The 25,612-nt window shown below is 68.3% G+C and carries 19 protein-coding genes and 1 pseudogene; 12 read left to right on the top strand and 8 right to left on the bottom strand.

The features are described 5' to 3' along the window. Positions 1-443 precede the first annotated feature (443 nt). Positions 444-1,958, bottom strand: coding sequence for an acetyl-CoA hydrolase/transferase family protein (locus WS70_RS21775; protein ID WP_059473158.1), 1,515 nt, complete (start codon positions 1,956-1,958; stop codon positions 444-446). A gap of 364 nt (positions 1,959-2,322) precedes the next feature. On the opposite strand from WS70_RS21775, the gene WS70_RS21770 reads away from it, so the two are divergent. From WS70_RS21770 to WS70_RS21740, 7 genes are read left to right on the top strand one after another with little or no spacing between them, the layout of a single operon-like run. After that, on the top strand, positions 2,323-3,012 hold the full coding sequence (locus WS70_RS21770; RefSeq protein ID WP_059473157.1) for a CDP-alcohol phosphatidyltransferase family protein: 690 nt from the start codon (positions 2,323-2,325) through the stop codon (positions 3,010-3,012). After that, positions 3,009-3,791, top strand: a complete 783-nt coding sequence (locus WS70_RS21765; protein WP_059598057.1) for a 2OG-Fe(II) oxygenase family protein — start codon at positions 3,009-3,011, stop codon at positions 3,789-3,791. The genes WS70_RS21770 and WS70_RS21765 overlap by 4 nt, the downstream gene beginning before the upstream one ends. Next, the gene (locus WS70_RS21760; protein WP_059473155.1) at positions 3,788-4,789 is read left to right on the top strand and encodes an HpnL family protein; all 1,002 of its coding nucleotides are present in this window, start codon (positions 3,788-3,790) and stop codon (positions 4,787-4,789) included. Before WS70_RS21765 ends, WS70_RS21760 begins: the two co-directional genes overlap by 4 nt. Before the next feature lie 41 nt (positions 4,790-4,830). Then, positions 4,831-5,595, top strand: coding sequence for a phosphocholine cytidylyltransferase family protein (locus WS70_RS21755; RefSeq protein ID WP_059598058.1), 765 nt, complete (start codon positions 4,831-4,833; stop codon positions 5,593-5,595). Beyond that, on the top strand, positions 5,592-7,280 hold the full coding sequence (aepX, locus tag WS70_RS21750) for a phosphoenolpyruvate mutase (protein ID WP_059473153.1): 1,689 nt from the start codon (positions 5,592-5,594) through the stop codon (positions 7,278-7,280). The genes WS70_RS21755 and aepX overlap by 4 nt, the downstream gene beginning before the upstream one ends. Further along, positions 7,277-8,458, top strand: a complete 1,182-nt coding sequence (aepY, locus tag WS70_RS21745; protein ID WP_059598059.1) for a phosphonopyruvate decarboxylase — start codon at positions 7,277-7,279, stop codon at positions 8,456-8,458. Before aepX ends, aepY begins: the two co-directional genes overlap by 4 nt. A 13-nt stretch (positions 8,459-8,471) precedes the next feature. After that, positions 8,472-9,539 carry a 2-aminoethylphosphonate aminotransferase gene (locus WS70_RS21740; RefSeq protein WP_059473151.1) on the top strand — a complete coding sequence of 356 codons (1,068 nt, stop codon included), beginning with the start codon at positions 8,472-8,474 and terminating at the stop codon, positions 9,537-9,539. Positions 9,540-9,913: 374 nt separating this feature from the next. Here WS70_RS21740 and WS70_RS21730 read toward each other — a convergent pair whose 3' ends face one another. Beyond that, on the bottom strand, positions 9,914-10,612 hold the full coding sequence (locus tag WS70_RS21730; protein ID WP_059473149.1) for a DJ-1/PfpI family protein: 699 nt from the start codon (positions 10,610-10,612) through the stop codon (positions 9,914-9,916). 148 nt (positions 10,613-10,760) lie between these two features. On the opposite strand from WS70_RS21730, the gene WS70_RS21725 reads away from it, so the two are divergent. Both WS70_RS21725 and WS70_RS21720 read left to right on the top strand, forming a co-directional pair. Further along, positions 10,761-11,720, top strand: coding sequence for a GlxA family transcriptional regulator (locus tag WS70_RS21725; protein WP_059473148.1), 960 nt, complete (start codon positions 10,761-10,763; stop codon positions 11,718-11,720). Between the two features lie 512 nt (positions 11,721-12,232). Then, positions 12,233-13,306 (top strand): FUSC family protein, encoded by a 1,074-nt coding sequence (locus tag WS70_RS21720; protein ID WP_059473147.1) that lies wholly within the window; start codon positions 12,233-12,235, stop codon positions 13,304-13,306. A 46-nt stretch (positions 13,307-13,352) separates the two neighbouring features. Here WS70_RS21720 and WS70_RS32185 read toward each other — a convergent pair whose 3' ends face one another. Then, positions 13,353-13,511, bottom strand: coding sequence for a hypothetical protein (locus WS70_RS32185; protein ID WP_162498983.1), 159 nt, complete (start codon positions 13,509-13,511; stop codon positions 13,353-13,355). Positions 13,512-13,560: 49 nt separating this feature from the next. On the opposite strand from WS70_RS32185, the pseudogene WS70_RS33910 reads away from it, so the two are divergent. After that, positions 13,561-13,617 (top strand): annotated as a pseudogene (locus WS70_RS33910) (hypothetical protein); the annotation flags it as partial. 73 nt (positions 13,618-13,690) lie between these two features. Then, positions 13,691-13,840: a hypothetical protein gene (locus tag WS70_RS33125; RefSeq protein WP_226382992.1), complete on the top strand. Its 150-nt coding sequence runs from the start codon at positions 13,691-13,693 to the stop codon at positions 13,838-13,840. Between the two features lie 144 nt (positions 13,841-13,984). Here the strand turns inward: WS70_RS33125 and WS70_RS21705 are convergent, their stop codons facing one another. Then, complete coding sequence (locus WS70_RS21705) at positions 13,985-15,211, bottom strand: multidrug effflux MFS transporter (RefSeq protein WP_059598061.1); 1,227 nt, start codon at positions 15,209-15,211, stop codon at positions 13,985-13,987. A gap of 249 nt (positions 15,212-15,460) precedes the next feature. Between WS70_RS21705 and pdxR the strand changes: the two genes are divergently transcribed. After that, the gene (pdxR, locus tag WS70_RS21700) at positions 15,461-16,945 is read left to right on the top strand and encodes a MocR-like pyridoxine biosynthesis transcription factor PdxR (RefSeq protein ID WP_059473144.1); all 1,485 of its coding nucleotides are present in this window, start codon (positions 15,461-15,463) and stop codon (positions 16,943-16,945) included. Between the two features lie 306 nt (positions 16,946-17,251). Here the strand turns inward: pdxR and WS70_RS21695 are convergent, their stop codons facing one another. The 4 genes from WS70_RS21695 to WS70_RS21680 all read right to left on the bottom strand — a co-directional run bounded on the left by WS70_RS21695 (position 17,252) and on the right by WS70_RS21680 (position 25,605). Continuing rightward, positions 17,252-18,280 carry a transglutaminase family protein gene (locus WS70_RS21695; protein WP_059598062.1) on the bottom strand — a complete coding sequence of 343 codons (1,029 nt, stop codon included), beginning with the start codon at positions 18,278-18,280 and terminating at the stop codon, positions 17,252-17,254. Continuing rightward, positions 18,271-20,877, bottom strand: a complete 2,607-nt coding sequence (locus WS70_RS21690; protein WP_226382969.1) for a circularly permuted type 2 ATP-grasp protein — start codon at positions 20,875-20,877, stop codon at positions 18,271-18,273. Before WS70_RS21690 ends, WS70_RS21695 begins: the two co-directional genes overlap by 10 nt. Before the next feature lie 239 nt (positions 20,878-21,116). Next, positions 21,117-24,542: a transglutaminase family protein gene (locus WS70_RS21685; protein ID WP_059598063.1), complete on the bottom strand. Its 3,426-nt coding sequence runs from the start codon at positions 24,540-24,542 to the stop codon at positions 21,117-21,119. A 115-nt stretch (positions 24,543-24,657) separates the two neighbouring features. Then, entirely contained in the window at positions 24,658-25,605 is a 948-nt protein-coding gene (locus WS70_RS21680; RefSeq protein ID WP_059473141.1) for a transglutaminase family protein, read from the bottom strand. Positions 25,606-25,612: the final 7 nt, after the last annotated feature.

The raw sequence follows: 25,612 nt of genomic DNA, 5'->3' as shown, positions 1-25,612 counted from the left end.
ACGCCGCCGGTTTCCCGGTGAGACCGAGGACATCCTCTGGAACCCGCGCGCCTGGCCGAATATCGCGCTGCGCCCATCGCACTGATATATAAGCACCTCGAACAGTGCAAACGCGTCGTGCAGGCAATGTCGCATCCGGTCGCCCTGCCGGAACGCCGAACCGACCGAATCGGAGATCTCGATGACGATTCGCTCGCGCGTCGACGCGGCAGACGATGCGAGCGATGCAATCCACCGCACCGAACCGGCGTGCGTGTTCGACCAGCGCTCGCTCGTCTGCCCGCAACTTGGCACAGCAACCGCACCGCAACGCCGACCTTCGCCAAACCTCCACATACGACGCCGCCAAAACAAAACAGCGCGGTCACCTTCCGGTGCCGCGCCGTTTCACCGGTCGGCCAAGCGGAAGCCGCCGCCCGCCCGAACCGCCGGAAGCCCGATCGTCAGACCTTCATCGATCCGGTTCTCACATAGCGCTCGTGCCACGACAGCGCTTCGCCGAGCAGATGCGGCGTCTGCTTGCCGAAGCTCTCGCAACTCGCTCGTTCGAAGTAATCTTCGAGCATCGGGCGGTAGTCGGGATGCGCGCAGTTCGCGATGACTTTGCGTGCGCGCTGCTTCGGCGACAACCCGCGCAGATCCGCGAGCCCCTGCTCGGTCACGACAACCGCGACGTCGTGCTCAGTATGGTCGACGTGGCTCGCCATCGGCACGATCCGCGAGATCGCGCCGCCTTTCGCGGTGCTCGCCGACATGAAGCACGACAGATAGCCGTTGCGCGCGAAGTCGCCGGAGCCGCCGATCCCGTTCTGGATCTTCGTGCCCATTACGTGCGTCGAGTTGACGTTGCCATAGATGTCGGCTTCGATCATCCCGTTCATCGCGACGATGCCGAGACGCCGCACGAGTTCCGGATGGTTGCTGATCTCCTGCGGACGCAGCACGATCTTCGTGCGGAACGTGTCGATCTCGTCGGCGAAGCGCTTCACCGCATCCGGGCTCAGCGACAGCGCGGTCGCCGATGCGAAGCTCAGCGTGCCGTTCGCGAGCAGGTCGAGCATGCCGTCCTGAATCACTTCGGTATACGCGGTCAGGTTCGAGAAGCCGCCTTCTCCGAGACCGGCGAGCACCGCGTTCGTGATGTTGCCGACACCCGACTGCAGCGGCAGCAGGTTTTCGGGCAGGCGGCCGCGCTTGATCTCGTGGCGCAGGAAATCGATCAGGAGCCCGGCGATCTGCTTCGACGTCTTGTCCGGCGCCGCGAACGCGTTGCTGCGGTCGGGCGCGTCGGTCTCGACGATCGCGACGATCTTCTCGGCCGGGCAGTGCAAATACGGCTCGCCGATCCGGTCGTCGCTCTTCACGAGCGGAATCGGCTTGCGGTTCGGCGGCAGCGCGGTGCCGTAATAGATGTCGTGCATCCCGTCGAGGCCGAGCGGCTGGCGCGAATTCACTTCGAGGATCACGCGCTTCGCCTGGTCGAGCCAGGTCTTGTTGTTGCCGATCGACGCCGACGGAATCAGGCGCCCGTCCTCGCGGATGCCCGCGACTTCGACGATCGCGACGTCCAGCTCGCCGAACAGGCCGAACCACGCGTACTGCGCGACGTGGCTCAGGTGAATGTCCTGATAGTCGAGCTCGCCCGCGTTGATCTTGTCGCGCAGCGTCGGATCGGACTGATACGGCAGACGCATCGAGATGCCGTTCGCCTTCGCGAGCGCGCCGTCGAGCTCGGGCGCGGTCGACGCGCCCGTCAGCACGTTGATGCGGAAGTCTTCGCCGCGCCCATGCGCAGCGGCGATCCGCGCGGCGAGTGCGGCCGGCACCGCTTTCGGATACCCGGAGCCGGTGAAGCCGCTCATCGCGACGGTCATGTTCGGGCCGATCAGCGCGGCGGCCTCGTCGGCGGTGCGGACGAGGGAGCGCAGACTAGGTGCGAGGATACGAGAGGTTGGCATGGCTGAATGTCGAACGGTTGTATTAGATCTGGCGACGCGGCGCCGCAGGGGGTGTCTCCGGAGTGGCGCGCGCTTCCGGCGCGGACGGCGATTGCGGGCCGGCAGTGGAAGCACGGCCGGAGTATCGCAGACCGCACCACAGCACAGTGTCCATCCGATGCAAAAGTAACTTGCCGGATTTGCTGGATATTTGCCCGAAATCAAATCCGGGCGACATGCGCGCCGCGACGCCGGAGACGATCGCAACAACCCGGAGACCCGCTCCCGGCAAGGGCCAAACCTTACACTGACCGCTCCCGAGCGCGCAATGGAGCGCCGCAGTCATGAAAAAGCAATAAATTACAATTCCGTATATATTTCGCCGATGGACCAAAGAAAATCCACCGCCAACCGTGTTGCGAGCCCGCCGCCCCGCACCTGGGATGCACGGCTCGCACGCCGGCTCGTTACGCCGCTCGTCGGCACACCGGTCACGCCCAACCACCTGACCACGCTGCGTCTTTTGATCGGCCTCGCCGGCGCTTGGTGCCTCGCGCAACCCGGCTTCGGCTGGATCAACGCGGGGGCGTTCCTGATCGTGCTGTCCAATTTCGTCGATCACACCGACGGCGAACTCGCCCGAATCAGCGGCCAGTCGAGCAAGCTCGGCCACTTCTACGACCTCGCGAGCGACGCGCTCGTCACGGTCGCCCTCTTCGTCAGCATGGGCGTCGGCGTCGTCGCGGCGGGCGGCCAGATGGCCGCGTCGCCCGTGCTGCTCGGTGCCGTCGCGGGCGCGGCCGTCGCGCTGATCTTCTTCCTGCGGATGCGGATCGAGTCGTTCGCCGGCAAGGCAGGCACGAAGCAGGCGTTCGCCGGCGGCTTCGAGACCGAGGACGTCCTGTATCTGCTGCCCGTCGTCACGCTGCTCGACGGCGTCGAGCCGTTCCTCCTCGCGGCGGCGATCGGCGCGCCGCTCTTCGCGGCGTGGGTCGTGATCGACTACTGGCGCATCGCGCGCCGCGGCAACGCGTCCCGCGCGCTCAATTCAACCGAAATCCAACCAACCAAATGATCACGGACACCGAAGCTCGCGCGGTGCACGGCACGCTCGACGAAGCCGTCGCCGCGCGCATCGGCGCGCTCGACGCCGCACGCCTGCGCGGCGAGTTCGCGCGCCAGGACGCGTTTCTCTATCTGGACGACTTCCTGCCGAAGGATCTCGCCGGCCGGCTCGCCGACTGCGCCCGCGCGCTCCTGCCCGACATCAACCGCAACTATCTGCCGGGCCACAAGCAAGGCGGCAGCGTGAGCCGCCACACGATCGATGCGAAAGCGCCGCTCATCGCCGAGCTGTACCGCTCGAAGGCGCTCGTCGGCCTCCTCGAGACACTGACGGGCGACAAGCTGCTGCCGTCGCCGGACGACGATCCGCACGCGTACGCGCTCTATTACTACACGAAGCCGGGCGACCACATCGGCTGGCACTACGACACGTCGTACTACGACGGTCGCCGCTACACGCTGCTCTTCGGCGTGATCGACGATTCGTCGTCCCGTCTCGATTACGAGCTGCACACGCGCAACCCGGACGTGCCCGACGCGCCGGGCTCGGTGCAGATCGCGCACGGCGGCATCGTGTTCTTCGACGGCGACAAGCTGCGCCACCGTGTAACGCCGCTCGGCGAGAACGAGATCCGCGTATCGCTGACGTTCGAGTACGTGACCGACCCCGGCATGCGGCCGTGGAAGCGCTTCGTGTCGAACATGAAAGACGCGATCGCGTACTTCGGCTTCCGTCAGGTATTCAAGCAAACCAGGCAAACGGCCGCGCGCCGCCCGTCGCGCCCATGACGCGCACCGGCATGATCCTGCTGTCGCTCGGGACAGCGGCGTTCGTCGCCCTCCTCGCGTGGCAGGGCTTCGGCGCGGTCGCGGCGACGCTGTTCGCGGCCGGCTGGGGGCTCGCGCTCGTCGCGGCGTTCCATCTGGTGCCGCTCGTCATCGACGCGGCCGCGATCGCGGTGATGTTCCGCCGCGGCGAGCCGGGCAGCGAGCTCGGCGACGCGCTGCGCGCGCGCTGGGTCGGCGAATCGGTGAACAGCCTGCTGCCCGCCGGGCAGATCGGCGGGCCGGTGCTGATGGTCCGCTATCTCGCGCAGCGCGGCACGCGCCTCGCGGACGCGGCGGCCGCGATCACGGTCAGCACGACGATGCAGGCGCTCGCGCAGATGGTGTTCGCGCTCGTCGGCATAGCGGTGTTCAGCGCGTACGCGACGCACGAAGCCGCCGCGCATCTGCGCATGCCGGCGCTCGTCGCGACCGCGGTGCTGGGCGGCTGCGCCGCGCTCTTCTATTTCGTGCAGCGCCGCGGCCTGTTCGGACGCAGCCTGCGCGCCGCGTCGAAGCTGTTCGGCCCGCGCGACTGGTCGTCGCTCGCGACGCGCGCGGACGCGATCGACGACGCGGTCGGCAGGCTATACAGCGAACGTGCGAAGGTCCGCTCGACGTTCGCGCTGAGCTTCATCGGCTGGGTCGTCGGCACCGCCGAAGTGTGGCTCGCGCTGCACTTCCTCGGCCACCCGGTGAGCTGGCTCGACGCGCTGCTTCTCGAGAGCGTCGGGCAGGCGATCCGCGGCGCGGCGTTCGCGATCCCGGGCTCGCTCGGCGCGCAGGAAGGCGGCTATCTGCTGCTCGCGCCGCTCGTCGGGCTGCCGCCCGACGCGGCGCTCGCGCTGTCGCTCGCGAAGCGCGCGCGCGAGCTCGCGCTCGGCCTACCCGGCATCCTGTATCTGCATTTCAGTGAAAGAAACTGGCAGCGGCGGCGCGCGCCGCAGCCGATCGCCGACTGATCCGACGACGCGACGGTCGGCGTCCTTTGCGTGGAGAACTCATGCGAGCCATCATTCTTGCGGCGGGCTTAGGCCTGCGCCTGCAACTGCCTCCCGAGGCGCAATTCCCGAAGTGCCTGCTGCGCTTCGACGATACGTCGCTCCTCGAGCGGCACCTGCGCGTGCTCGACGCGGCCGGCGTCGACGAAATCGTGCTCGCGCTCGGCTTCCAGTCCGAGAAGGTCGAAGCCGAGCTCGCGCGCCTGAACCGACAGGCCGAGATCGCGCTGAACCCGCGCCACGACCTCGGCAGCGTGCTGACCGTCCACACGGTCGCCGACGCGCTCACGCGCGGCGGCGACGTGCTGCTGATGGACGCCGATGTGCTCTACGACGACAGCATCCTCCACGCGCTCGTCGCGGATCCGTCGCGCGCGGTCGATCGCCTCCTGATCGACCTCGATTTCGAAACGGGCGACGAGCCCGTCAAGCTGTGCGTGAAGGACGGCGTGCCCGTCGAGTTGCGCAAGCAGGTCGCCGCGGGCCTCGAGTACGACACGATCGGCGAATCGGTCGGCTTCTTCCGCTTCAGCGAAGGCACCGCGCGGCGGCTCGCCGAGATCGTCGCGGGCTACGTCGACGGCGGCCGCGCGAACATGCCGCACGAAGAGGCAGTGCGCGACCTGCTGCTCGAAGGCGGCCGCACGTTCGACATCGCGGACGTGACGGGCGCGCCGTGGATCGAAATCGATTTTCCGGGGGACGTCGCGCGGGCGCGCGACGAAGTCTTGCCACAAATCCAACGCACGATAGGGGCCATCCGATGAATGCACGCGAACCGAACTTCACCGAATCGCGCAGCGCGCGGCTGCGACGGATGCTGACGAGCAACGAGCTCGAATTCCTGATGGAGGCGCACAACGGCCTGTCCGCGCGGATCGTCCGCGAGACGGGCTTCAAGGGGATCTGGGCGTCGGGACTCGCGATCTCCGCGCAATTCGGCGTGCGCGACAACAACGAGGCGAGCTGGACGCAGGTCGTCGACGTGCTCGAATTCATGGCCGACGCGAGCGATCTGCCGATCCTGCTCGACGGCGACACCGGCTACGGCAACTTCAACAACGTCCGCCGTCTCGTGAAAAAGCTCGAGCAGCGCGGCATCGCCGGCGTGTGCATCGAGGACAAGCAGTTCCCGAAGACCAACAGCTTCATCGACGGCGAGCGCCAGCCGCTCGCCGAGGTCGACGAGTTCTGCGGCAAGATCAAGGCCGGCAAGGATTCGCAGAGCGATCCGGATTTCTCGATCGTCGCGCGCGTCGAGGCGCTGATCGCCGGCTGGGGGATGGACGAGGCGCTGCGCCGCGCGAACGCGTATGCCGAGGCGGGCGCGGACGCGATCCTGATCCACAGCAAGCTGTCGCGTCCCGACGAAATCCTGCAGTTCGCGCGCGAATGGAGCGGCCGCGCGCCGCTCGTCATCGTGCCGACCAAGTATTACAGCACGCCCACCGACGTGTTCCGCCAGGCCGGCATCAGCACCGTGATCTGGGCGAACCATCTGATCCGCGCGTCCGCGTCCGCGATGCAAGCGGTCGCCCGAGAAATTCAGGACAGCGAGACGCTCGTCAACGTCGAGGAGCGCGTCGCGAGCGTCAACGAGATCTTCCGCCTGCAGGATGCCGACGAATACTCAGCCGCCGAGCGGATCTACCTGTCGTCGAGCTCGCGCGCGTCGAACGCCGCGCTCGTGCTCGCGGCGAGCCGCGGCGCGGGGCTCGAGGCCGTCACCGAAGACAAGCCGAAGGTGATGCTGCCGGTCGCCGGCAAGCCGCTCTTGCGCTGGCTCGTCGACGGCTTCAAGAAGCAGGGCGTGAACGACATCACGGTCGTCGGCGGCTATCGCGCCGACGCGATCGACACGTCCGGCGTGAAGCTCGTCGTCAACGAGCGGCACGCGGAAACGGGCGAGCTCGCGTCGCTCGCCTGCGCGGCCGAGCGCCTCTCGGGCGACACCGTGATCTCGTACGGCGACCTGCTGTTTCGCAGCTACATCCTGCGCGATCTCGCCGAGAGCGAGGCCGAGTTCAGCGTCGTCGTCGATTCGTCGCAGACGCAGCCGTCGAACCGGAGCGTGCGCGACTTCGCGTTGTGCTCGGCCGCCGACGACCGCGGGCTGTTCGGCCAGAAGGCCCTGCTGCGCCGCGTGTCGAGCGATGCGGGCGAAGGCGAGCCGCACGGCCGCTGGATCGGTCTCCTCAACGTACGCGGCGCGGGCGTCGCGCGGCTCAAGGCGATGCTCGACGCGCTGAAGGCCCGTGACGATTTCGATTCGCTCGATCTGCCGGCGCTCCTGAACGCGCTCGTCGACGCGGGCGAGAAGATCGAGGTGCAATACGTGCACGGCCACTGGCGCGGCGTCAACGATCTCGACGACTTCCGCCGCGCGGGCGACTTCGCGCACGGCCAGACGCCGTACGCGGAACAGAACACGGTCAACGGAGGCGCGAGATGATCGAAGCCGCGCAGTTCGTCGAGGCGGCGCGCGAACGCGGCTTCGACTGGTACGCCGGCGTCCCGTGCTCGTATCTGACGCCGTTCATCAATTACGTGCTGCAGGACCCGGCGCTCCATTACGTGTCGGCGGCGAACGAAGGCGATGCGGTCGCGCTCGTCGCGGGCGCGACGCTCGGCGGCCGGCGCGGGATCGCGATGATGCAGAACTCGGGGCTCGGCAACGCGGTGAGCCCGCTCACGTCGCTCACGTGGATGTTCCGGCTGCCGCAGCTCCTGATCGTCACGTGGCGCGGCCAGCCGGGCGTGCCCGACGAGCCGCAGCACGCGCTGATGGGCCCGGTCACGCCGGCGATGCTCGATACGATGGAAATCCCGTGGGAAACGTTCCCGACCGACGCGGACGCGATCGGCCCGGCGCTCGACCGCGCGATCGCGCACATGGACGCGACGGGTCGCCCGTACGCGCTGGTGATGCAGAAGGGCAGCGTCGCGCCGTACGAGCTGAAGCGCGCGGCGATGCCCGAGCGCCGCGCGCACGTCGCCGCGCGTTCGACGCAGTGCGCCGCCGCGCACGCCGACTGGCCGACGCGTCGCGACGCGCTCGCGCGGATCGTCGAGCGCACGCCGGCCGATTCGACGGTCGTGCTCGCCTCGACAGGCTTCTGCGGCCGCGAACTGTACGCGCTCGACGATCGCCCGAACCAGCTTTACATGGTCGGCTCGATGGGCTGCGTGACGCCGCTCGCGCTCGGCCTCGCACTCGCGCGGCCGGATCTGTCGGTCGTCGCGGTCGACGGCGACGGCGCCGCACTGATGCGGATGGGCGCGTTCGCGACGCTCGGCGCGTACGGGCCGTCAAACCTCGTGCATCTGCTGCTCGACAACGGCGCGCACGAATCGACGGGCGGCCAGGCGACCGTGTCGCAATACGTGTCGTTCGCGAGGGTCGCGGCCGCGTGCGGCTATGCGTCGGCGATCGAAGGCGACGACCTCGGCATGCTCGATGCGGCGCTCGACGCCGCGCGCGTGGGCGAGCAGGCGGCGCAGCGAGGCGGCGCGCACTTCGCTCGGCTCGCGATCCGCACCGGCGTGCCCGACGGCCTGCCCCGCCCGACCGTGACGCCCGTCGACGTGAAAACGCGCCTGATGCGCCACATCGGCGCGGCGCGAACCTGACAAGGAGTAGAAGATGCTGTTGCTGAACCCCGGTCCCGTGACGCTGACGGAGCGCGTGCGCCGCAGCCTCCTCCAGCCGGACCTGTGCCACCGCGAAAGCGAGTTCTTCGATCTGCAGGACGAGGCGCGCGCACGGCTCGTCGCCGCCTACGCGCTCGATCCGGACGAATGGAGCGCGGTGCTGATGACGGGCTCCGGCACGGCCGCCGTCGAGAGCATGATCGCCGCGCTCGTCCCCGAAAACGGCAAGCTGCTCGTGATCGAGAACGGCGTGTACGGCGAGCGGATCACGCAGATCGCGACGCAATACCGGATCGCGCACGACGTGCTGAAGCACGACTGGATGCAGGCGCCCGATCTCGCCCGCGTCGCCGGGAAGCTCGACGCCGATCGCGCGATCACGCACGTCGCCGTGATCCATCACGAGACGACGACAGGGCGCCTGAACGACCTCGACGCGCTCGCCGCCGTGTGCCGCGCGCGCAGCGTGCGGATGCTCGTCGACGGCGTGAGCAGCTTCGGCGCGGAAGCGATCGATTTCGCGGGCGGCGACATCGACGCCGTCGCCGCGACCGCGAACAAGTGCCTGCACGGCGTGCCGGGCGCGGCGTTCGTGATCGTGCGCCGCCGCGCGCTCGCGTCGGCCGCGAGCCGCACGTACTACCTCGATCTCGGGCGGCTCGCGAAGCTGCAGGACGTGCGCAACACGCCGTTCACGCCATCGGTGCACGCGTACTACGCGCTCGTCGAAGCGCTGCGCGAATTCGACGAAGCAGGCGGCTGGCGCGCGCGCCACGCGCGCTACGCGGCGCTCGCCGAGCAGGCGCGCGCCGGGCTCGCCGCGCGCGGGATGCCGCTCGTGCTGCCGGACGGCGAATCGTCGGTCGTGCTGCGCGCTTACCGGCTCCCCGCCGGCGTCGCGTACGAGCAGTTGCACGACGGTCTCAAGGCGCGCGGCTTCGTGATCTACGCGGGCCAGGGCGGGCTGTCGAACGAATTGTTCCGCGTGTCGACGATGGGCGCAATCGAGCCGGCGGACGTCGAACGCCTGCTCGACGGCTTCTCGGCGCTCACGCGCTGACGTCCTTGTGACGCGAGCGGCGGCGCGCACGAGCGCGGCGCCGTTTTTTTATCGCCCACCCGCGCGCTTCCTTCGTCATCCCGACGCGCGGCGGTCCATCTCGGACCCGCGTGCGCATCGTCGTCCGTCGATTCGACGGGGCGCACGACGCCCTTCCCCGTTCATCGCACCGAGCACGGGGCGCGCTCGCGCTCATCGTCGATCGATTCGGATGCGACGGTGCCGCGGCGCGCTCCCGTCTTTCACCGCGCCAGCCGGGCGGCCGTCCGCTCGAATCATGCGCGCGCTCATCGCCGATCGATACGGATTCGACGCATTCGACGGAACCGGCCGCGTTCCCGCCGAATCGAGCCGCGTCGCACGTTCGCCCGCGCTCAGCGCCCGCGCCCGTACATCGCCCGCGCGGCGTCCTTGCACGGATCGAAGAACCACGCATGGGCGGCCAGCACCTCGTTCGCCAGCGCCGGACCGGCCAGCTCCGGCGTGCCGACGTTGAACGGCGGGCGCGGATGATATTCGATCGTCAGCTCGACGTGCTTCGCCTGCTCGACGCCGCGCAATTCGGCCAGCACGAGCAGCGCCGCCTCGAAGCCGCCCGTGGCCGGGCCGGCCGTATACAGATTGCCGTCGATCACCACGTCGCCGCCGCCGACGGGCTGTGCGCCGAGGTCGGCGAGCGCATCGAGCACGTGGAAATTGGTCGTCGCCCGGCGGCCGTCCAGCAGGCCCGCCGCGCCGAGCAGCAGCACGCCGCCGCAGATGCCGATCACGTAGCGCGCGCGGCTCGCGTGCCGGCGCACGAACGCCACCACTTCTTCGTCGGCGATCACGTCGGCCGGCACCGCGCCGACGACCAGCGCGTCGAGATCGTCAGGACAGTCGGCAAAGGTCGTCGTCGCCGCGATCGGGAACGGCGGCAGCGCGGAGATCGCATCGCGCGTCTTCCACAGCATGTGCAGCTCGGCCTGCGGCGCGAAGCCGAACACGGCGTGCGCGCCGAAGAGATCCATCACGGCGACGCCGGGCGCGAGGAGAAAGCCGATTTTCAGAGGTCGTTGTGCAGTCGGGGACACGGGTCGTCCTTTTTCGAAAAGAGATGATGTGACGCAGGATGCGCGGGACGAAACGCAACGCCCCGCATGACAATCAGCTTAGCGCGCAGTCGATTGGCGGTTGTGCCAAACTGGTTGCAGTTTCCGCCAACGCTTCCCCGATGCGTGCATGATCGTCTACATCCTCGTCTTTCCGGACGTGAATCTCCTGGACCTGTCGGGTCCGCTGCAGGTGCTGTCGAGCGCCAACGAACTCGCGCGCGACACCGGCGCGGCCGAGCCGTACGACATCCGCGTCGTCGCGCGCGGCCGGCGCAGCGTGCCGACGCCGACGGGCGTGTCGCTGTCGACGCAACCGCTTCCGCCCGTCGACGCGCCGGCGGACACGGTGATCGTCGCGGGCGGCATCGGCGTCGACGCGGCGGCGCGCGACGCCGACACGCTCGCATGGCTCGGCGCGCACGCACGGCAGGCGAGGCGCGTCGTATCGATCTGCAGCGGCGCGTTCCTGCTCGCCGCGTGCGGACTGCTCGACGGCCGCCGCGCGGTCACGCACTGGCAGTGCTGCGACGAACTCGCGCGGCGCTATCCGCAGGTGCGCGTCGAGCGCGCGCCGATCTTCGTGCAGGACGGGCCGATCTGGACGTCGGCGGGCGTCACGGCCGGCATCGACCTGTGCCTGCGCCTCGTGACGAACGACTGCGGCCATACGCTCGCGCTCGCGGTCGCGCGCCATCTCGTCGTGTTCCTCGTGCGGCCCGGCAGCCAGGCGCAGTTCAGCACGTCGATCGAGCTGCAGAGCGCGTCCGGGCAGTTCGCCGATCTCCATGCGTGGATCCGGCGCCATCTGACCGCGGACCTGTCGGTGCCGACGCTCGCGGCGCGCGTGAACATGAGCGAGCGCAGCTTCGTGCGCCACTATCGGAACACGTTCGGCACGACGCCTGCGAAAGCGGTCGAGCGCATCCGGATCGAGACCGCGCGGAACCTGCTCGGCGAAACCGCGCTGCCTGTCAAGCAGATCGCGCAACGCTGCGGGTTCGGCAGCGTCGCGACGCTGCGTCGCAGCTTCGCGCGTGCATTCGATACTTCGCTGCACGCCTATCGCGACCGGTTTCGCGGCGCGTAGCGCGCGACGCGCGAGAACGAACCCGCCTCCACGACACCGGCAAAGGACGCCATCGCCGCCAGACGGTCCATCGGTCGCGCCTTCAGATCGCGGCCTCGGCCCGGTAGCGCGACGGAGACGTCCACGTTGCGCGCCCCGCCGCATCGACGCGACATCATCGCCCGAAGGGCTTCGCTGCATCGCACCGCCACACGTTACATCCCGCGCGAGGCAGTCGTCCGGTAACGACGAAGCAAGCATGCCGCCCCGGACCGAACTGCCGGGACCGAAAGCACATCGATCGGACATCGAATCGATATTCCGCAGCCGTGTCGGCCGGCGCATCCGTCCGCAGCCGTTCTCGACGAACCGCGCGTCGCGCGACCCGCCACGCCCGCGTCACGCAGACGAATCGCCGCGTTGCGTTTTCGCCGAGATGGACAGCGCATCATGCTTAGGTTAGCGTAACGATCGACCCCGCCTCATCGCGCGTCGCGCATGGCGGGCAGCCTTCTCGCCCACTCCGCAGCTTCATGACGTCGATCTTACAAACCCGCCTGCCCGGCTTCGTCCGCAACGCGCTGCGCCTGGTGCTCGATCCTTACCGCCGCTACCGCCACGCGAAACTGATCCACGCGGCGCGCGTCGCGCTGAGCGTGCTGGTCTCGATCGCACTGACGACCGGGCTGCGCGTTCCGCACGGCGAATGGGCGACGATCACGGTGCTGATCGTGATCGGCGGCCTCCAGCACCACGGCAACATCCGCAAGAAGGCCGCCGAACGCGCGCTCGGCACGCTGATCGGCGCGATCGCCGGCCTGCTGCTGATCCTGCTTCAGACCACGGTGCATTTATCGCCGCTGACGTTTCTCGTCATGAGCGTCGCGTGCGGCGTCTGCGCATATCACGCAATCGGCAAGGCCGGCTACATCGCGCTGCTGTCCGCGATCACGATGGTGATCGTCGCCGGCCACGGCGACAACGAGATCGCCGACGGCCTCTGGCGCGCGGTGAACGTGCTGAACGGCATCGTGATCGCGCTGGCCTTCTCGTTCGCGCTGCCGCTATACGCAACCTACTCGTGGCGCTACAAGCTCGCCGACGCGCTGCGCGGCTGCGCGGCCGTCCATGCGCGAATCGCGGGCGAGCGCTACGTGAGCGACAACGAGCATCTGAAGGACATGGCGAAGCTCAATACGCTCCTCGTCCAGCTTCGCTCGCTGATGCCGTCGGTATCGAAGGAGAGTTCCGTGTCGATGCCGCAGCTCGAGGCGATCCAGCGCGATCTGCGGCTGTGCATCAGCTCGCTCGAGATTCTGTCGAACCTGCAGCCCGGCGCCGACGACGAAGCCGGCAGACGATTCGTCCAGGTCCAGATGAAGGCGAGCAACCGGCGGATTCAGGAGATGCTCGTCGGCGCCGGCCGCGCGCTCAAGTTCGGTACGCTGAGCCGGCTCGGGCCGCTGGCCGGGTCCGCCGCGCCATTCAGCGAAAACGCGCCGCCCGCGCAGTTGTCCGGGTACGTGTCGCTGACGGCGAAGCTGTCGCACGAAATCGAGCAGTTGCGGCAGCGCCTGCACGATACCTCGACGCAATGGAACATCTGAACGCGTCGCCGTGCCGACGCGGCTTCGGCTTCGGCTTCGGCTTCGGCTACAGCGCCTCGCCGGCCGGCGCACGCCGTTGCCGATAGGCGAGCAGCATCGCGAAGCTGAACAGAAAACCGATCCCGCCGACAAACAATGGCCCCGTTTCGCCGAGCCATGGCAGCGGGTTGATCAGCAAGCCGGTGACGCTCCACGCGATCGCCATCACCGGGCGCGCGACACCGAGCGCCCGGCCTTGCCGATTCGAAGCGACGATGCGCTTCCGGTGCAACACGGGTTTCTCGCCGGATGCGGCGTTCGGCCTGATGATCGCGCTCGGCCGCTTCGTCGTCGGCTGGGTGCTGGAGGAGCAAGCCGACGAGAGGATGGACGCGCCTTCGTCGAATGACGACACCGGTCCGGACGCCGCTACGCATCCTCGTCGCACGCAGCTGGGCGTCGCTGCGATCCGCGAGCGCCGACGCGCTGTTCGAGCGCGGCCTGCGAATTTTCATCGCCGGCGCGGAGGCCAAGCTGGAGAACAACGCGAAGTAAGCACGTGGGAGACTCACGTGCGGCAGCGAACCGTCTCCGCCCGATCGCTCGACGGATGAACCAGCGCCGAGAACAAGTCCGGCACGTCGAGTTCGAAGCACACCGCCGGCTTCGAACCCGCGATGCGATCGAACGTCTGCCCCGTCAGCCTCGCGACAGCAAGCCTTTCAGCGGCCAACGGACTTCCCACTGCCGAAAGAGCGCGACGACCAGGAGCGCCGCGCTCGAAGCGGCGGTCATCACGGCCATGGGTCGCGCGGAGCCGTCCGACAGCGCGCTCAATATCCCGCCGCAGCCCGCGGTGATCGCCATCTGAATAAAGAAGAAGAGCCCGGAAGCTGTGCCGGCGATCTTCGCGAACGGCTGCAGCACGGCAAACTGGCAGGCCGGGATCGCGACGCCGACGGAAACCATGACGACGAACATCGGGACGACGATCGACCAGACGGATGACGACGCGGCGGACGTCCAGATCCACAGTGCAGCCGCGCCGAACAGATTGACGAGCGCCGCCGCCGAAATGATCGCGTCGACCCCGCATCGGCGGCTGGTTCGGCGAAAGATGCTCGATCCGATCAGATAGCCGAGCACCGTGACGCCGAATATCGCCGCATAGACCGTGCCGGACACATGAAGCGTCCGCTGGAACAGCGTCGACGATTCGGCGATGAATGGAAAGTACGTGCAATACACGAAGCTGATTGCAAGCGAATAGCGAACGAACCGGCGGTCGCCGAGCAGCAACAAGTAGGTTTTCAGCAGGCCCGCGTGGCGCTCGTTCGCTGCATCGCGCACGCGCGTCTCGGGCAAGTAGCGATGCACCGTCAGCGCAGCCGCCGTTCCGGCCAGCCCCAGTAACGCAAAGACGCCGCGCCAGCCGAACCATTGCGCGACGACGCTGCCGGCGAGCGGCGCGACGACGGGCGACAACGCCATGCCGGCCGAAATCCGGCTGAGCATCGTCGCCTGCATCGTCGTATCGAAACGCTCGCGCACGATGACGCGACCGATCACGGTGCCGCTGCAGCCGCCGAGCGCCTGAAAGATCCGCGCAACGACGATGGCCGGAATGCTCGTCGCCAGCGCGCATGCGACGGTCGCGCAAAGATACACGAGCATGCCGCCCAGCAGCACCGGCCTGCGCCCGTACCGATCGGAAAGCGGACCGGCTATCAGCATCGACAGCGCATAGCCGACCATGTACATCGTGAGCGTCAATTGAATTTGCGCATCGGTGCCGTGAAGCGCGTCCGCCATCGCGGGCAGCGACGGAAGATATGCGTCGATCGTCACGCGCGGCAGACACACGACGAGCATCAACAGCAGTAGCCAGCCCCAGTCGGGCAATGTCCTCTTGTCGGTGGTTTTCATCTGGGTCCGGCCTATGCCGCCATCTTGTTTCGATTGCGCGCCGCGACGCCCCGCGTCACGAGCCGAGTGAACTGTCGAAGAAAGGCGACGCTGAGCGCGCCGCTCCCGATGACGGCGATCGTGAATTCCTCGCTGATATCCGCTGTATCCAATTGGCCCTCGGAATGTTTGGCATGGCTGCTGGCCGAAATTTAAATACGATGTGGTATAAGCTGAAGAGCCACATAATAAAACGCGAATTAGACCACTATGTCGCGAGGAAAAACCGCGATCCCGCTCGACTTGCCGCGCCCTCCCGGCCTGTCCGAGCGCTCCGCGCAGTCGAAGCAGGACTGCATCAGCGATGCGCTCCGCGACGCCATCTTGGGCAAGCTGCTGCCCGGCGACAGCGTCCTGCCGTCCTCGCGCACGCTCGCCGCGCGGTGGGGCGTCGCACGCGGCACGGTCGAGGCGGCGTTCGACCGCCTGTGCTCCGAAGGCTACATCGCCCGCTCGCACGGCTCGGGCACGCGAGTGAGCGCGGTCGTCCCCGACAACTACCTGTCGTGGACGGGACGCCCGCAAAAGCTTGCATCCCCTCCACGCAAAGCGCCGGCCGAGAAAGCCCCGCGAAAGCGCGTGGCCGAACCGGATGGTTCGGTCCGGGCAGGCGTCCCGTTCGTCGCGCGCTTGGCCGACCCGGCTCTGCTGCCGGTGCGGAACTGGAAGAAGCACGTCGGCAAAGGCCTGTCCGAAGCGACGCCGGCCGAGCTGTGCGCGATGTCGCCGCAAGGCGCCGAGTCGCTTTGCGAGCAGATCGCCGAGTATCTGGGCAAATATCGCGGCATCCCGTGCGGCGCGGCCGACATCTTCATCACGACCGGCATCAGGCATTCGATCGATCTGCTTGCCCGGACGATCCTCGGCAAGAACAGCCAAGTCCTGATGGAAGATCCGGGCTATCAAACGGCGCAGAGAATCTTCGAGCTGGCGGGCGCCCATTCGGTCTGCATTCCGGTCGATCGGGAAGGCATCGACACGCGCGCGTTGACCGATCATCGCAATGCCGTCGCCGCCTACGTGACCCCCGCACATCAGTCTCCGCTCGGCGTGACGATGTCGGTCTCGCGCCGCCTCGATCTCCTCGATTGGGCGCATACCCGCCAAGCCTGGGTGATCGAAGACGACTACGACGGGGAATTCAGCTATCAGTCGGCGCCGCTGCCCGCGCTGAAATCGCTCGACGTGCACGACCGGGTCATCTACTGCGGCTCGTTCAACAAGACGCTTTTTTCGGGCATCCGCGTCGGGTTCATGGTCGTGCCGGCGTCGTTGCAATCGTCGATGTCGGCGCTCTGGCGCATCATCGGACGCTCGGTCGGCACGACCGAGCAACTCGCGCTGGCGAGCTTCGTGGGCAGCGGCGATTTCGCGAAGCATCTGCGGACGAGCCGTCACGCCTACCTGCAGCGCCGCGATGCCGTGCTCGAGCAGCTCCGTCAGCACGCCGACGGCCGCTACGCGATTTCCGGCGAGCACGCCGGATTTCATTTCGTGCTATGGCTCGGGCAGGGCATCGACGAAGGCGCCTTCGTCGCGCATGCCACGAAGGCCGGCCTGGCGCTCCAGCCGTTGCGGGCGTTCTGCAAGCGCGCGGCGCTGCCCGCCGGCGTGGTCGTCGGCTATTCGGCGCTGAGCGTCGCGCAGGCGCGCTACGCGGGCAAGAAACTCGGGAAGCTGCTCGCAAGCATGTGACGCAAGGATGCGGCCTGATCCGATCGATCCGACGATGCTCGATTCTCGACGATCGTTCTATGGCGAGTATCGAACGGCGATCGGTGTCGGCAGCCGCTCGACGCGTGATATCCCAACCGATCCGGCCGCCCGCCAGCGACAAGGAATCCGAACGAAACGCCCCGTCTCCCCTCACACGCGCCGGGTGAAGCGCCTATCCGTTATGCCACTTACCGAGTTCGCCCGCCGGAAAATCGACGAATGCGCGAATCCGCGTGGGCGTCTAACGGCGCCGCGCATAGACGGCGATGATGTCCGCGTTCGGCGTCAAGACGCCGGGCCAAGCGGCTCGACCGTCACCCCGACCGTCAGCACCTGATCCGCGCCGCCGCCTCGGATGACCCCGCGCAGCGGCGTCACGTCCGCGTAATCGCGGCCGATCGACAGCATCACGTAATCGTCGCCGGGCGCGCGATCGTTGGTCGGATCGAGCTGCAACCAGCCGCCGTCCTCGGGCCAGGCCGGATCGTAGACCTCGACCCACGCATGCGACGCGTCCGCACCAATCAGTCGCGGCTGCCCGGGCGGCGGCTGCGTCAGCAGGTAGCCGCTCACGTAGCGCGCGGCGAGCCCGAGCGAGCGCAGCGCGCCGATCATCACGTGCGCGAAGTCCTGGCACACGCCGCTGCGCAGCGCGAGCGCGTCGAGCGCGGTCGTGCCGACATCGGTGCTGTTCGGCGTATACGCGAAATCCGCGTGGATGCGACGCATCAGCTCCCATGCCGCCTGCACGAGCGGGCGGCCCGGCGCGAAGCTCGCCGACGCATATGCGGCGAGATCCGGATGGCACGCGACGTGCGGCGACGCGAACACGAATTCGCTCGCCGGATCGAACGGCCGCCCCGCGCGAAACGTCAGACGCTCGCGCACCGCTTCCCACGTGCTCGCGCAGCCGTCGCGCGGCGCGGCGATCGCGGGCGGCGGCTCGCCTCGCTTGCCGGCCGACAACGCGGGGGGTGTGATCCGCACGACGCTGCGGCTGCGCACGAAGAGCGCCTCGTGCGGCTGGTTGATCGCGAACGACGTGCGCTGGTTGCCGAACGAATCGGTATCGACGACGAGCCCTTCGGCGCGCGGATCGATCTCGAGCGAGAACTCGAGCACGCGCTGCCGCGGCGTCTCGAGCGGCCGCAAGCGTGCCTGATGCTGCGCGGACTCGACGCGCGCCGCGTAGCAATAGCGCGTGTCGTGCGTGACGCGCAGCAGCCCGCCGCCCACCGCCTCCGTGCGTGCGGCCGCCTTGCGCGTGCGAGCGCGCGTCTTCGCGTTCGCCGGCGATTGCGTCGTCATCCCCATAGCGACCTGCCCGCCTCGCGCACGTGGCTGAAGTAACGCTCGCCGATCCGGTTCGACAAGTCCCACGTCGCCTTGCCGCATGCCTGCAGGCGCGCGAGCAGCGCCGCGTGGCGACCGTCGCCATCCGTCTCGCAGAGCACATGCAGCGACCAGCCTGCGATATCCTGCATCCCGTCGGCGAGTTCCGACAATGCGTAGCCTTCGCTGCGCTCGACCTTCGACAATCGACCGCGCAGCGCCTGCGCGACCCAGGCAAGCGAGCGCGGATTGTCGGTGTCGAGCACGACGAGCGACAGCAGCGGCGCCACGTCGAAGCAGCGCTGGAAGCGCGAGCGAAACGTGATGGCGCTGTCGAACAGTTCGAGCACGAGCTCGAAGCCTTCCTGCTTGTGAATCGCGCCGCCCTCGAACGCTCGGCTCAGCACGCCGCACAGAAATTCGAGGCGGTCGATCTGGCGGCCGATCGACAGCAGACGCCAGCCGTCGTCGCGCGTCATGTTGTCGGTCTGCGCGCCCGTGATCGCCGACAGCAGCAGATTCACGCGCTCGAGCCGCTGCAGCGCATCGTTGCCGAGCTGCTCCTCCGGCTCCGCATCGTCGCCGTCTTCGTCGAACAGTTGCGTGGCGTCGTCGATCAGCCGCCATTGCTCGCGCGACAGCCGCTCACGAATCGCCGCCGCCGCGCCGCGCATGCCGAACAGGCACGACGCGATCCCCGTCGAGCGATCCGCGCGATGCGTGAGCGCGAGCGTCAACGCTTGCTGGAACGCGTGCGGCGTCTCGATGACCGACGGCGCGTCGGCCGGCAGCAAGCCGTTGTCGCGACACAATGCATCGAGCAAATGCAGATGCACAGGCGTCTCGACGTCCTCCTCGCCGCGCAGCCGTTCGAGCGCGCTGCGCGCGAGCCGCGTCAGGTTCGTCGCGCGCTCGGTGTAGCGGCCGAGCCAGAACAGATTCTCGGCCGCGCGGCTCGCGATCGCCCGCGTCCGCTCCTGCAGATCGTCCGGGCCGAGGTGCGTTTGCAGCAGCGTCGTCGGATCGACCGCGCCTTCCGTCATCACCCACGTGTCGACGCTGCTGCCGCCGCGCGGCATCGGTGCGTTGAACAGCTCGTCGCGCGTGCCGACGCGCGCGAGCCCGCCGGGCAATACGCGCCACGAGCCCGCGCCGTCCGCGAGCGCGAACACGCGCAGCAGCAGCGGCCGCGGCACGATCCGTGCGCCGCCGTCTCCGGCGCAGGCGCCGCCCGCCCACGTCGGCGCCTGCGACAACGGCAAATCCGCCTGAATCGTGTAGTGCGCGGGCTGCGCGGCGATCCGCGCGCGCCATTCGGCGAGTTGCTGCGGCGAGAGCCGCGCGCCGATCACCGGCTCGAACGCGCCACCCGCCTGCACGCTCGCCGGGAACGTCGGCTTCACGATGCCGCGCGCGAGGAGCGGCAGCGCTTCGTCGTACGCCGCTTGCTCGCCGCACCACCACGACGGCACCGCGGGAAGCGACAGGGTCTCGCCGAGCAGGCCCTCCGCCAGGCGCGGCAGGAAACCGAGAATGCCGGGCGATTCGAGAAAACCGGAGCCCGGCAGGTTCGCAAGCAGCACGTTGCCCGCGCGCACCGCCTGCATCAGCCCCGGCACGCCGAGCAGCGAATCCGGGCGCAGCTCGAGCGGATCGAGCCATTCGTCGTCGACGCGCCGCAGGATACCGTGCACGGGCTCGAGCCCGCGCAGCGTCTTCAGATAGACGTGTTGATCGCGCGCCGTCAGATCTCCGCCCTCGACGAGCGTGAGGCCCAGATAGCGCGCGAGATACGCATGCTCGAAATAGGTCGCCGCGTGCGGGCCGGGCGTCAGCAGCACGATTCTCGAGTTCTTGCGCGCGGGACTCAGCGCCTGCATGCTCTGCAACAACGCGCGATAGCTCGCGGCGAGCCGCTGCACGTGCAAACCGCGGAACGCGCGCGGAAAGAGCCGCGACACGATCAGCCGATTCTCCAGAAGATAGCCGAGCCCGGACGGGCCCTGCGTATGCTGCGCCATCATCCGCCACGCGCCGTCCGGTCCGCGCGCGAGATCGAACGCGACGACGTGCAGCCACGTGCCGCCCGGCGCGCGCGCGCCGCACATCGGCCGCAGATAGCCGGGATGCCCGGTCACGAGCGCGGGCGGCAAGAGCCCACGGCGCAGGATCGTCTGTTCTCCGTAGAGATCGGCGAGGATCGCGTTGAGGAGGCGCACGCGCTGCAGCACGCCGCGCTCGATCGTCGCCCAGTCGCCGGGGGCGACGATCAGCGGCAGCAGGTCGAGCGACCACGGACGCACCGCGCCGCCGCCCGCGGCGCGCTCGTGCGGGTGATAGGCGAGCCCGTTCTCGCGCATGCGGCGCCGCAGCGCGTCGGCGCGGCGGTCGAGATCTGCGATGCCGACACTGCCGAGCTGCGTGAAGAACGCGCGCCACGCGGGCGCGAGCGACGCGGTGGAAAATGCGGCCGCGCCGCCGCGCAGCTCGTCGTAGCGGCCCGTGACCGCGGGCGCGGCGAGCGCCGCGCCGAACTCGGCCGCGGCCTGCTGCGACCCCGTGTCGAATAGTGTCTGCATCGCGTCGGCGGCCAGATCGTCGTCGGAAAAAAGTGAAAGCACGATTCGATTCTTCAATGGCGAGCGGCCCGCGCCGCGGTCGCGAAGCGAATGCCGCCCGCGTGCGGCGCGCGCCGCTCATCGATGTCGAATCCTAACATTCCTGCCCGACGCGGCGCGCCTGTCGCGCGGCGCCTGCACACCGCGCGTTTCATTCCCGCCGCTGTCGCGGTGCGCATCCGCTCCTCCGTCCGCATTCTTCAGTCACGCCGCAAGTCCAGCGTGAACGGAAACTCGCGGCTCGGCGCGGCCGGCTCGACCGTCATCGTACCCGGCGTATGCCCCATCGACACGAAGCGCGCGAGCCGCCGGCTCTCGGCTTCGTACGCGTTCACCGGGAACGTGTCGTAGTTGCGGCCGCCCGGATGCGCGACGTGATATCGGCAGCCGCCGAGCGAGCGCTGCATCCATGTATCGACGATGTCGAACGTGAGCGGCGCGTGAATACCGATCGTCGGATGCAGCGCCGACGGCGGCGCCCACGCCTTGTAGCGCACGCCCGCCACGTACTCGCCGGCGGTGCCGGTCGGCTGCAGCGGCAGCGCGCGGCCGTTGACGGTCACGACATAGCGGCTGTCGTTCAGCCCGCTCACGTGGATTTCGAGCCGCTCGAGCGACGAATCGACGTAACGCACGGTGCCGCCGATCGCCCCCTCCTCGCCCATCACGTGCCACGGCTCGAGCGCGCCGCGCAGCGCAAGCGCGACGCCGCGCACCGCGACCTGGCCGAACAGCGGAAAGCGGAACTCGAAGTGCGGCGCGAACCATGCCGGATCGAACGCGAAGCCCGCTTCGCGCATCTCGGTCAGCACGTCGTCGAAGTCCATCTTCACGAACATCGGCAGCAGGAAGCGATCGTGCAGCGCGGTGCCCCAGCGTGCAAGCGGCGTCGTGTACGGCGCGCGCCAGAAGCGCGCGATCAGCGCGCGCAGCAGCAACTGCTGGACGACGCTCATCCGTGCGTGCGGCGGCATCTCGAACGCGCGCAATTCGAGAAGACCCAGGCGGCCCGTCGCAGAATCCGGCGAATAGAGCTTGTCGATGCAGAATTCGCTGCGATGCGTGTTGCCCGACACATCGATCAGCAAGTTGCGCAGCACGCGATCGACGAGCCACGGCGGCATGTCTTCGCCGTAGCGCAGCTTGTTGCGGCGGATCTCGGCGAATGCGATATCGAGTTCGTACACCTGATCGTTGCGCGCCTCGTCGACGCGCGGCGCCTGGCTCGTCGGCCCAATGAAGAGTCCCGAGAACAGATAGGACAGCGACGGATGGTTATGCCAGTACGCGATCAGGCTCGCGAGCAGATCTGGACGGCGCAGGAACGGGCTGTCCGCGGGCGTCGCGCCGCCGAGCACGAAGTGATTGCCGCCGCCCGTACCGACGTGCCGGCCGTCGACCATGAACTTCTCGCTCGACAGCCGTGATCGATAGGCCGCGTCGTACAGGAATTCGGTGTGCTGAACGAGCGCGTCGAAGTCGTGCGCCGGATGGATGTTCACTTCGATCACGCCGGGATCGGGCGTCACCTGCAGCATCTTCAGGCGCGCGTCGCGCGGCGGCGGATAGCCTTCGAGCACGAGCTTCACGTCGAGCGACTCGGCGGTCAGCTCGACCGCGGTCAGCAAATCGAGATAGTCGTCGAGCGCGGCGAGCGGCGGCATGAACACATAGAGCACGCCATTGCGCACCTCGACGCACAGTGCGGTGCGCGTGATCCAAGCGGCGGATTCGAAGCGCCGCGGGTAGCGCGCGGGATCGTCGCCGACGCTCGCCGATGCCGCGCTTCCCCCTTCGCCGTCGCGCGCCTGCATCACGGTCCGCGCGGACGCCGCGACGTCGCGCGCGGCGGCGGCCGGATGCCGCGGCACGTCGTACCCGCCGCCCGCATAGCGCGCGCGCAGCGTCTTCGCATCGGGCAGCGCGTCCTGCGGTGCAAACGGATCGCACTCGACGAGATACGGAAAATCACCGCGGCTCACCCACGGCAACGAATCGAGCGGCAGACGATAGCCCATCGCCGAATCGCCGGGCACGAGATACATCCGCTCGTCACGAAAGAACCATGGCCCCGTCTCCCATCTCGGCCCCGCCAGCGCCGGGTTCGGCGCGAGCGGCTTGAGCGGCAGCACGTAGCCGATCACGCTGTCGAGCTGCTGCGAGAAAACCTTGCGCAGCCGCGCGCGCTCGAGTTCGTCGCCGAGCCTCGCGTCGAACGGATCGACGTTCACTGGCAGTTTCCGCTCACGCCACAAGTAGTACCAAACGTCTTCGTAGCCGGGCGTCACGTATTCGCTCGTGATGCCGAGGCGCGCCGCGAGCGCGCGGATGAACCGCTCGGCGTCAGCGGTCGCGCAAGTCGACGCCTCGCGCTCGTCGGCAAAGCGTGCGGGATCGCGCCAGACCGGCTCGCCGTCCGCACGCCAGAACACGGACAGCGCCCAGCGCGGCAGTTGCTCGCCCGGATACCACTTGCCCTGCCCGAAGTGGAGAAAGCCGCCGTCGCCGTACTCGGCGCGCAGCTTCTGCACGAGCGACGTCGCATAGCCTCGCTTCATCGGCCCCAACGCATCGGTGTTCCATTCAGCAGCTTCGCGATCGTCGATCGACACGAATGTCGGCTCGCCGCCCTGCGTCAGACGCACGTCGCCCGCATTCAACTCGGCATCGACCTGCGCGCCGAGCTGCAACACGTGATGCCACTGCTCGTCGCTGTAAGGTTTCGTCACGCGCGGCGATTCGTAGATCCGCGTCACGCGCATTTCGTGCTCGAACTCGACCTCGCATTCGTCGACGAGCCCTTCGACAGGCGCGGCGCTCGTCGGCTGCGGCGTCGCGGCGAGCGGAATGTGCCCTTCGCCTGCGAGCAGCCCCGACGTCGGATCGAAGCCGATCCAGCCCGCGCCCGGCAGATAAACCTCGCACCATGCGTGCAGATCGGTGAAATCGACTTCGGCGCCGCTCGGGCCGTCGAGCGCTTCCACGTCGGGCGTCAGCTGAATCAGATAACCGGACACGAAGCGCGCGGCGAGACCAAGATGACGGCACAGCTGCACGAGCAGCCAGCCGCTGTCGCGGCACGAGCCCGACGCGAGCGAGAGCGTCTGCGCAGGCGTCTGCACGCCCGGCTCGAGCCGCACGACATAGCGAATGTCGCGCTGCAACTGCTGGTTCAGCGCAACGAGGAAGTTCATCGTGCGCGTCGGCGTTCGGTCGATTGATTCGACATACGAACGAAATGTGTCGGACGCGCTCGCATCGGGATCGCACACGAGATACGGCGCGAGCTCGCGGCGCAGCGCGTCGTTGTAATCGAACGGAAAGATCTCCGCGTGCTCTTCGAGGAAGAAGTCGAACGGGTTGTAGACCGACATCTCCGCGACGAGATCGATTGCGATCTCGAACGTGCGCGTCGGCTCGCGAAACACGAGCCGCGCCATGTAGTTCGCGAACGGATCCTGCTGCCAGTTGACGAAGTGCTGCTCGGGCTCGATCTTCATCGAATAAGACAGGATCGGCGTCCGGCAATGCGGAGCGGGCCGCAGGCGCACGATCTGCGGGCCGAGCTGGACGAGCCGGTCGTAGCGATAGCGGGTGACGTGGTGAAGCGCGACGTGAATGGACATGGCGTGGCCGTTCGGTGCGGTTGCAGGGGCGATCATAATTCGACGATGCAGCTGCGCGACGACGCGGCGCAACCGCGCCGCCGTCCATTGCGCTACTGCGCGGCGCTCGCGCGCGTCAAACGAGCTCCGGCGACTGGATCACGCTGATCTCGACGCCGAGCGCCTTCGCCCCTGGACCGTAGACCGGCATCGTGTCGCGATAGTCGAGGCCCGCCGCGACGCGCACATAGCGCTCGTCCGGGCAGCGGTTCATGAACGGATCGAAGCCGACCCAGCCGAGGCCTTCGATGTATGCCTCGGCCCACGCGTGGCCCGATTGCGGCTGTGTCGCGACCACCGTTTCCTGCATCGCGACGATCCGCTGCCCCGCCGCATCGTCCGGCGTTTCGTGCGCGCCGTCCGAGTCGCGCCGCATCTGCATCGCCTGCTGTGCGGCGCCGCTCGCCTGCTGCAGCGCTTCCGCGATCCGCTGCATCGAGCTGTCCGTCAGCAGATAGCCGGACACGTAGCGCGCCGGAATCTTCAGCGCGCGCGCCGCGGCGACGAACACGTGCGCATGGTCGCGGCTCGTGCCGATGCCGCTTTGCAGCGCGGTCTCCGCGTCGCGCGGCGCCGGCCGCGTGCCCGGCTCGTAGGCGATCCGGCTGTGCACCTCGGTCATCAGCCAGTGCAGCGCGTCGAGGCTCTTGTTCTCGATCGGCAGCGCGTCGGCGAGCGCGCGGACTGCGTCGCCCGCCCGGGTCAGGTCGGTCGCGCGCTCGAATATCCACGGCGGCGCGTAGCCTTCGACGTTGCCGAGGATACCCGCGCGGTCCTGCGTCTCGACGACGCCCGCCGCGACGATCGTGATCTCCGGCTTGTCGCGCTCGTGCCGCACGAGGTCGACGCGATTGCCGAAACCGTCTGCATAACCGAGCGTCGGCTCGACGCCGTCGATCGTCACTTGCCAGGCCCGCACGGTCTGGCACGGACCGCTTTGCGGACGCAGCCGCAGTCGCTGCAGTACGTACGCGGCGTGTTCGTCGAATTGGAAGCGCGAGATGTGGCGGATGGCGAGGCGCATAGCTGAT

Origin of the sequence: Burkholderia mayonis (genome assembly GCF_001523745.2) — a bacterium.
Taxonomy (GTDB): Bacteria; Pseudomonadota; Gammaproteobacteria; order Burkholderiales; family Burkholderiaceae; genus Burkholderia; species Burkholderia mayonis.
This window is presented reverse-complemented; position numbering and strand designations above follow the sequence as displayed.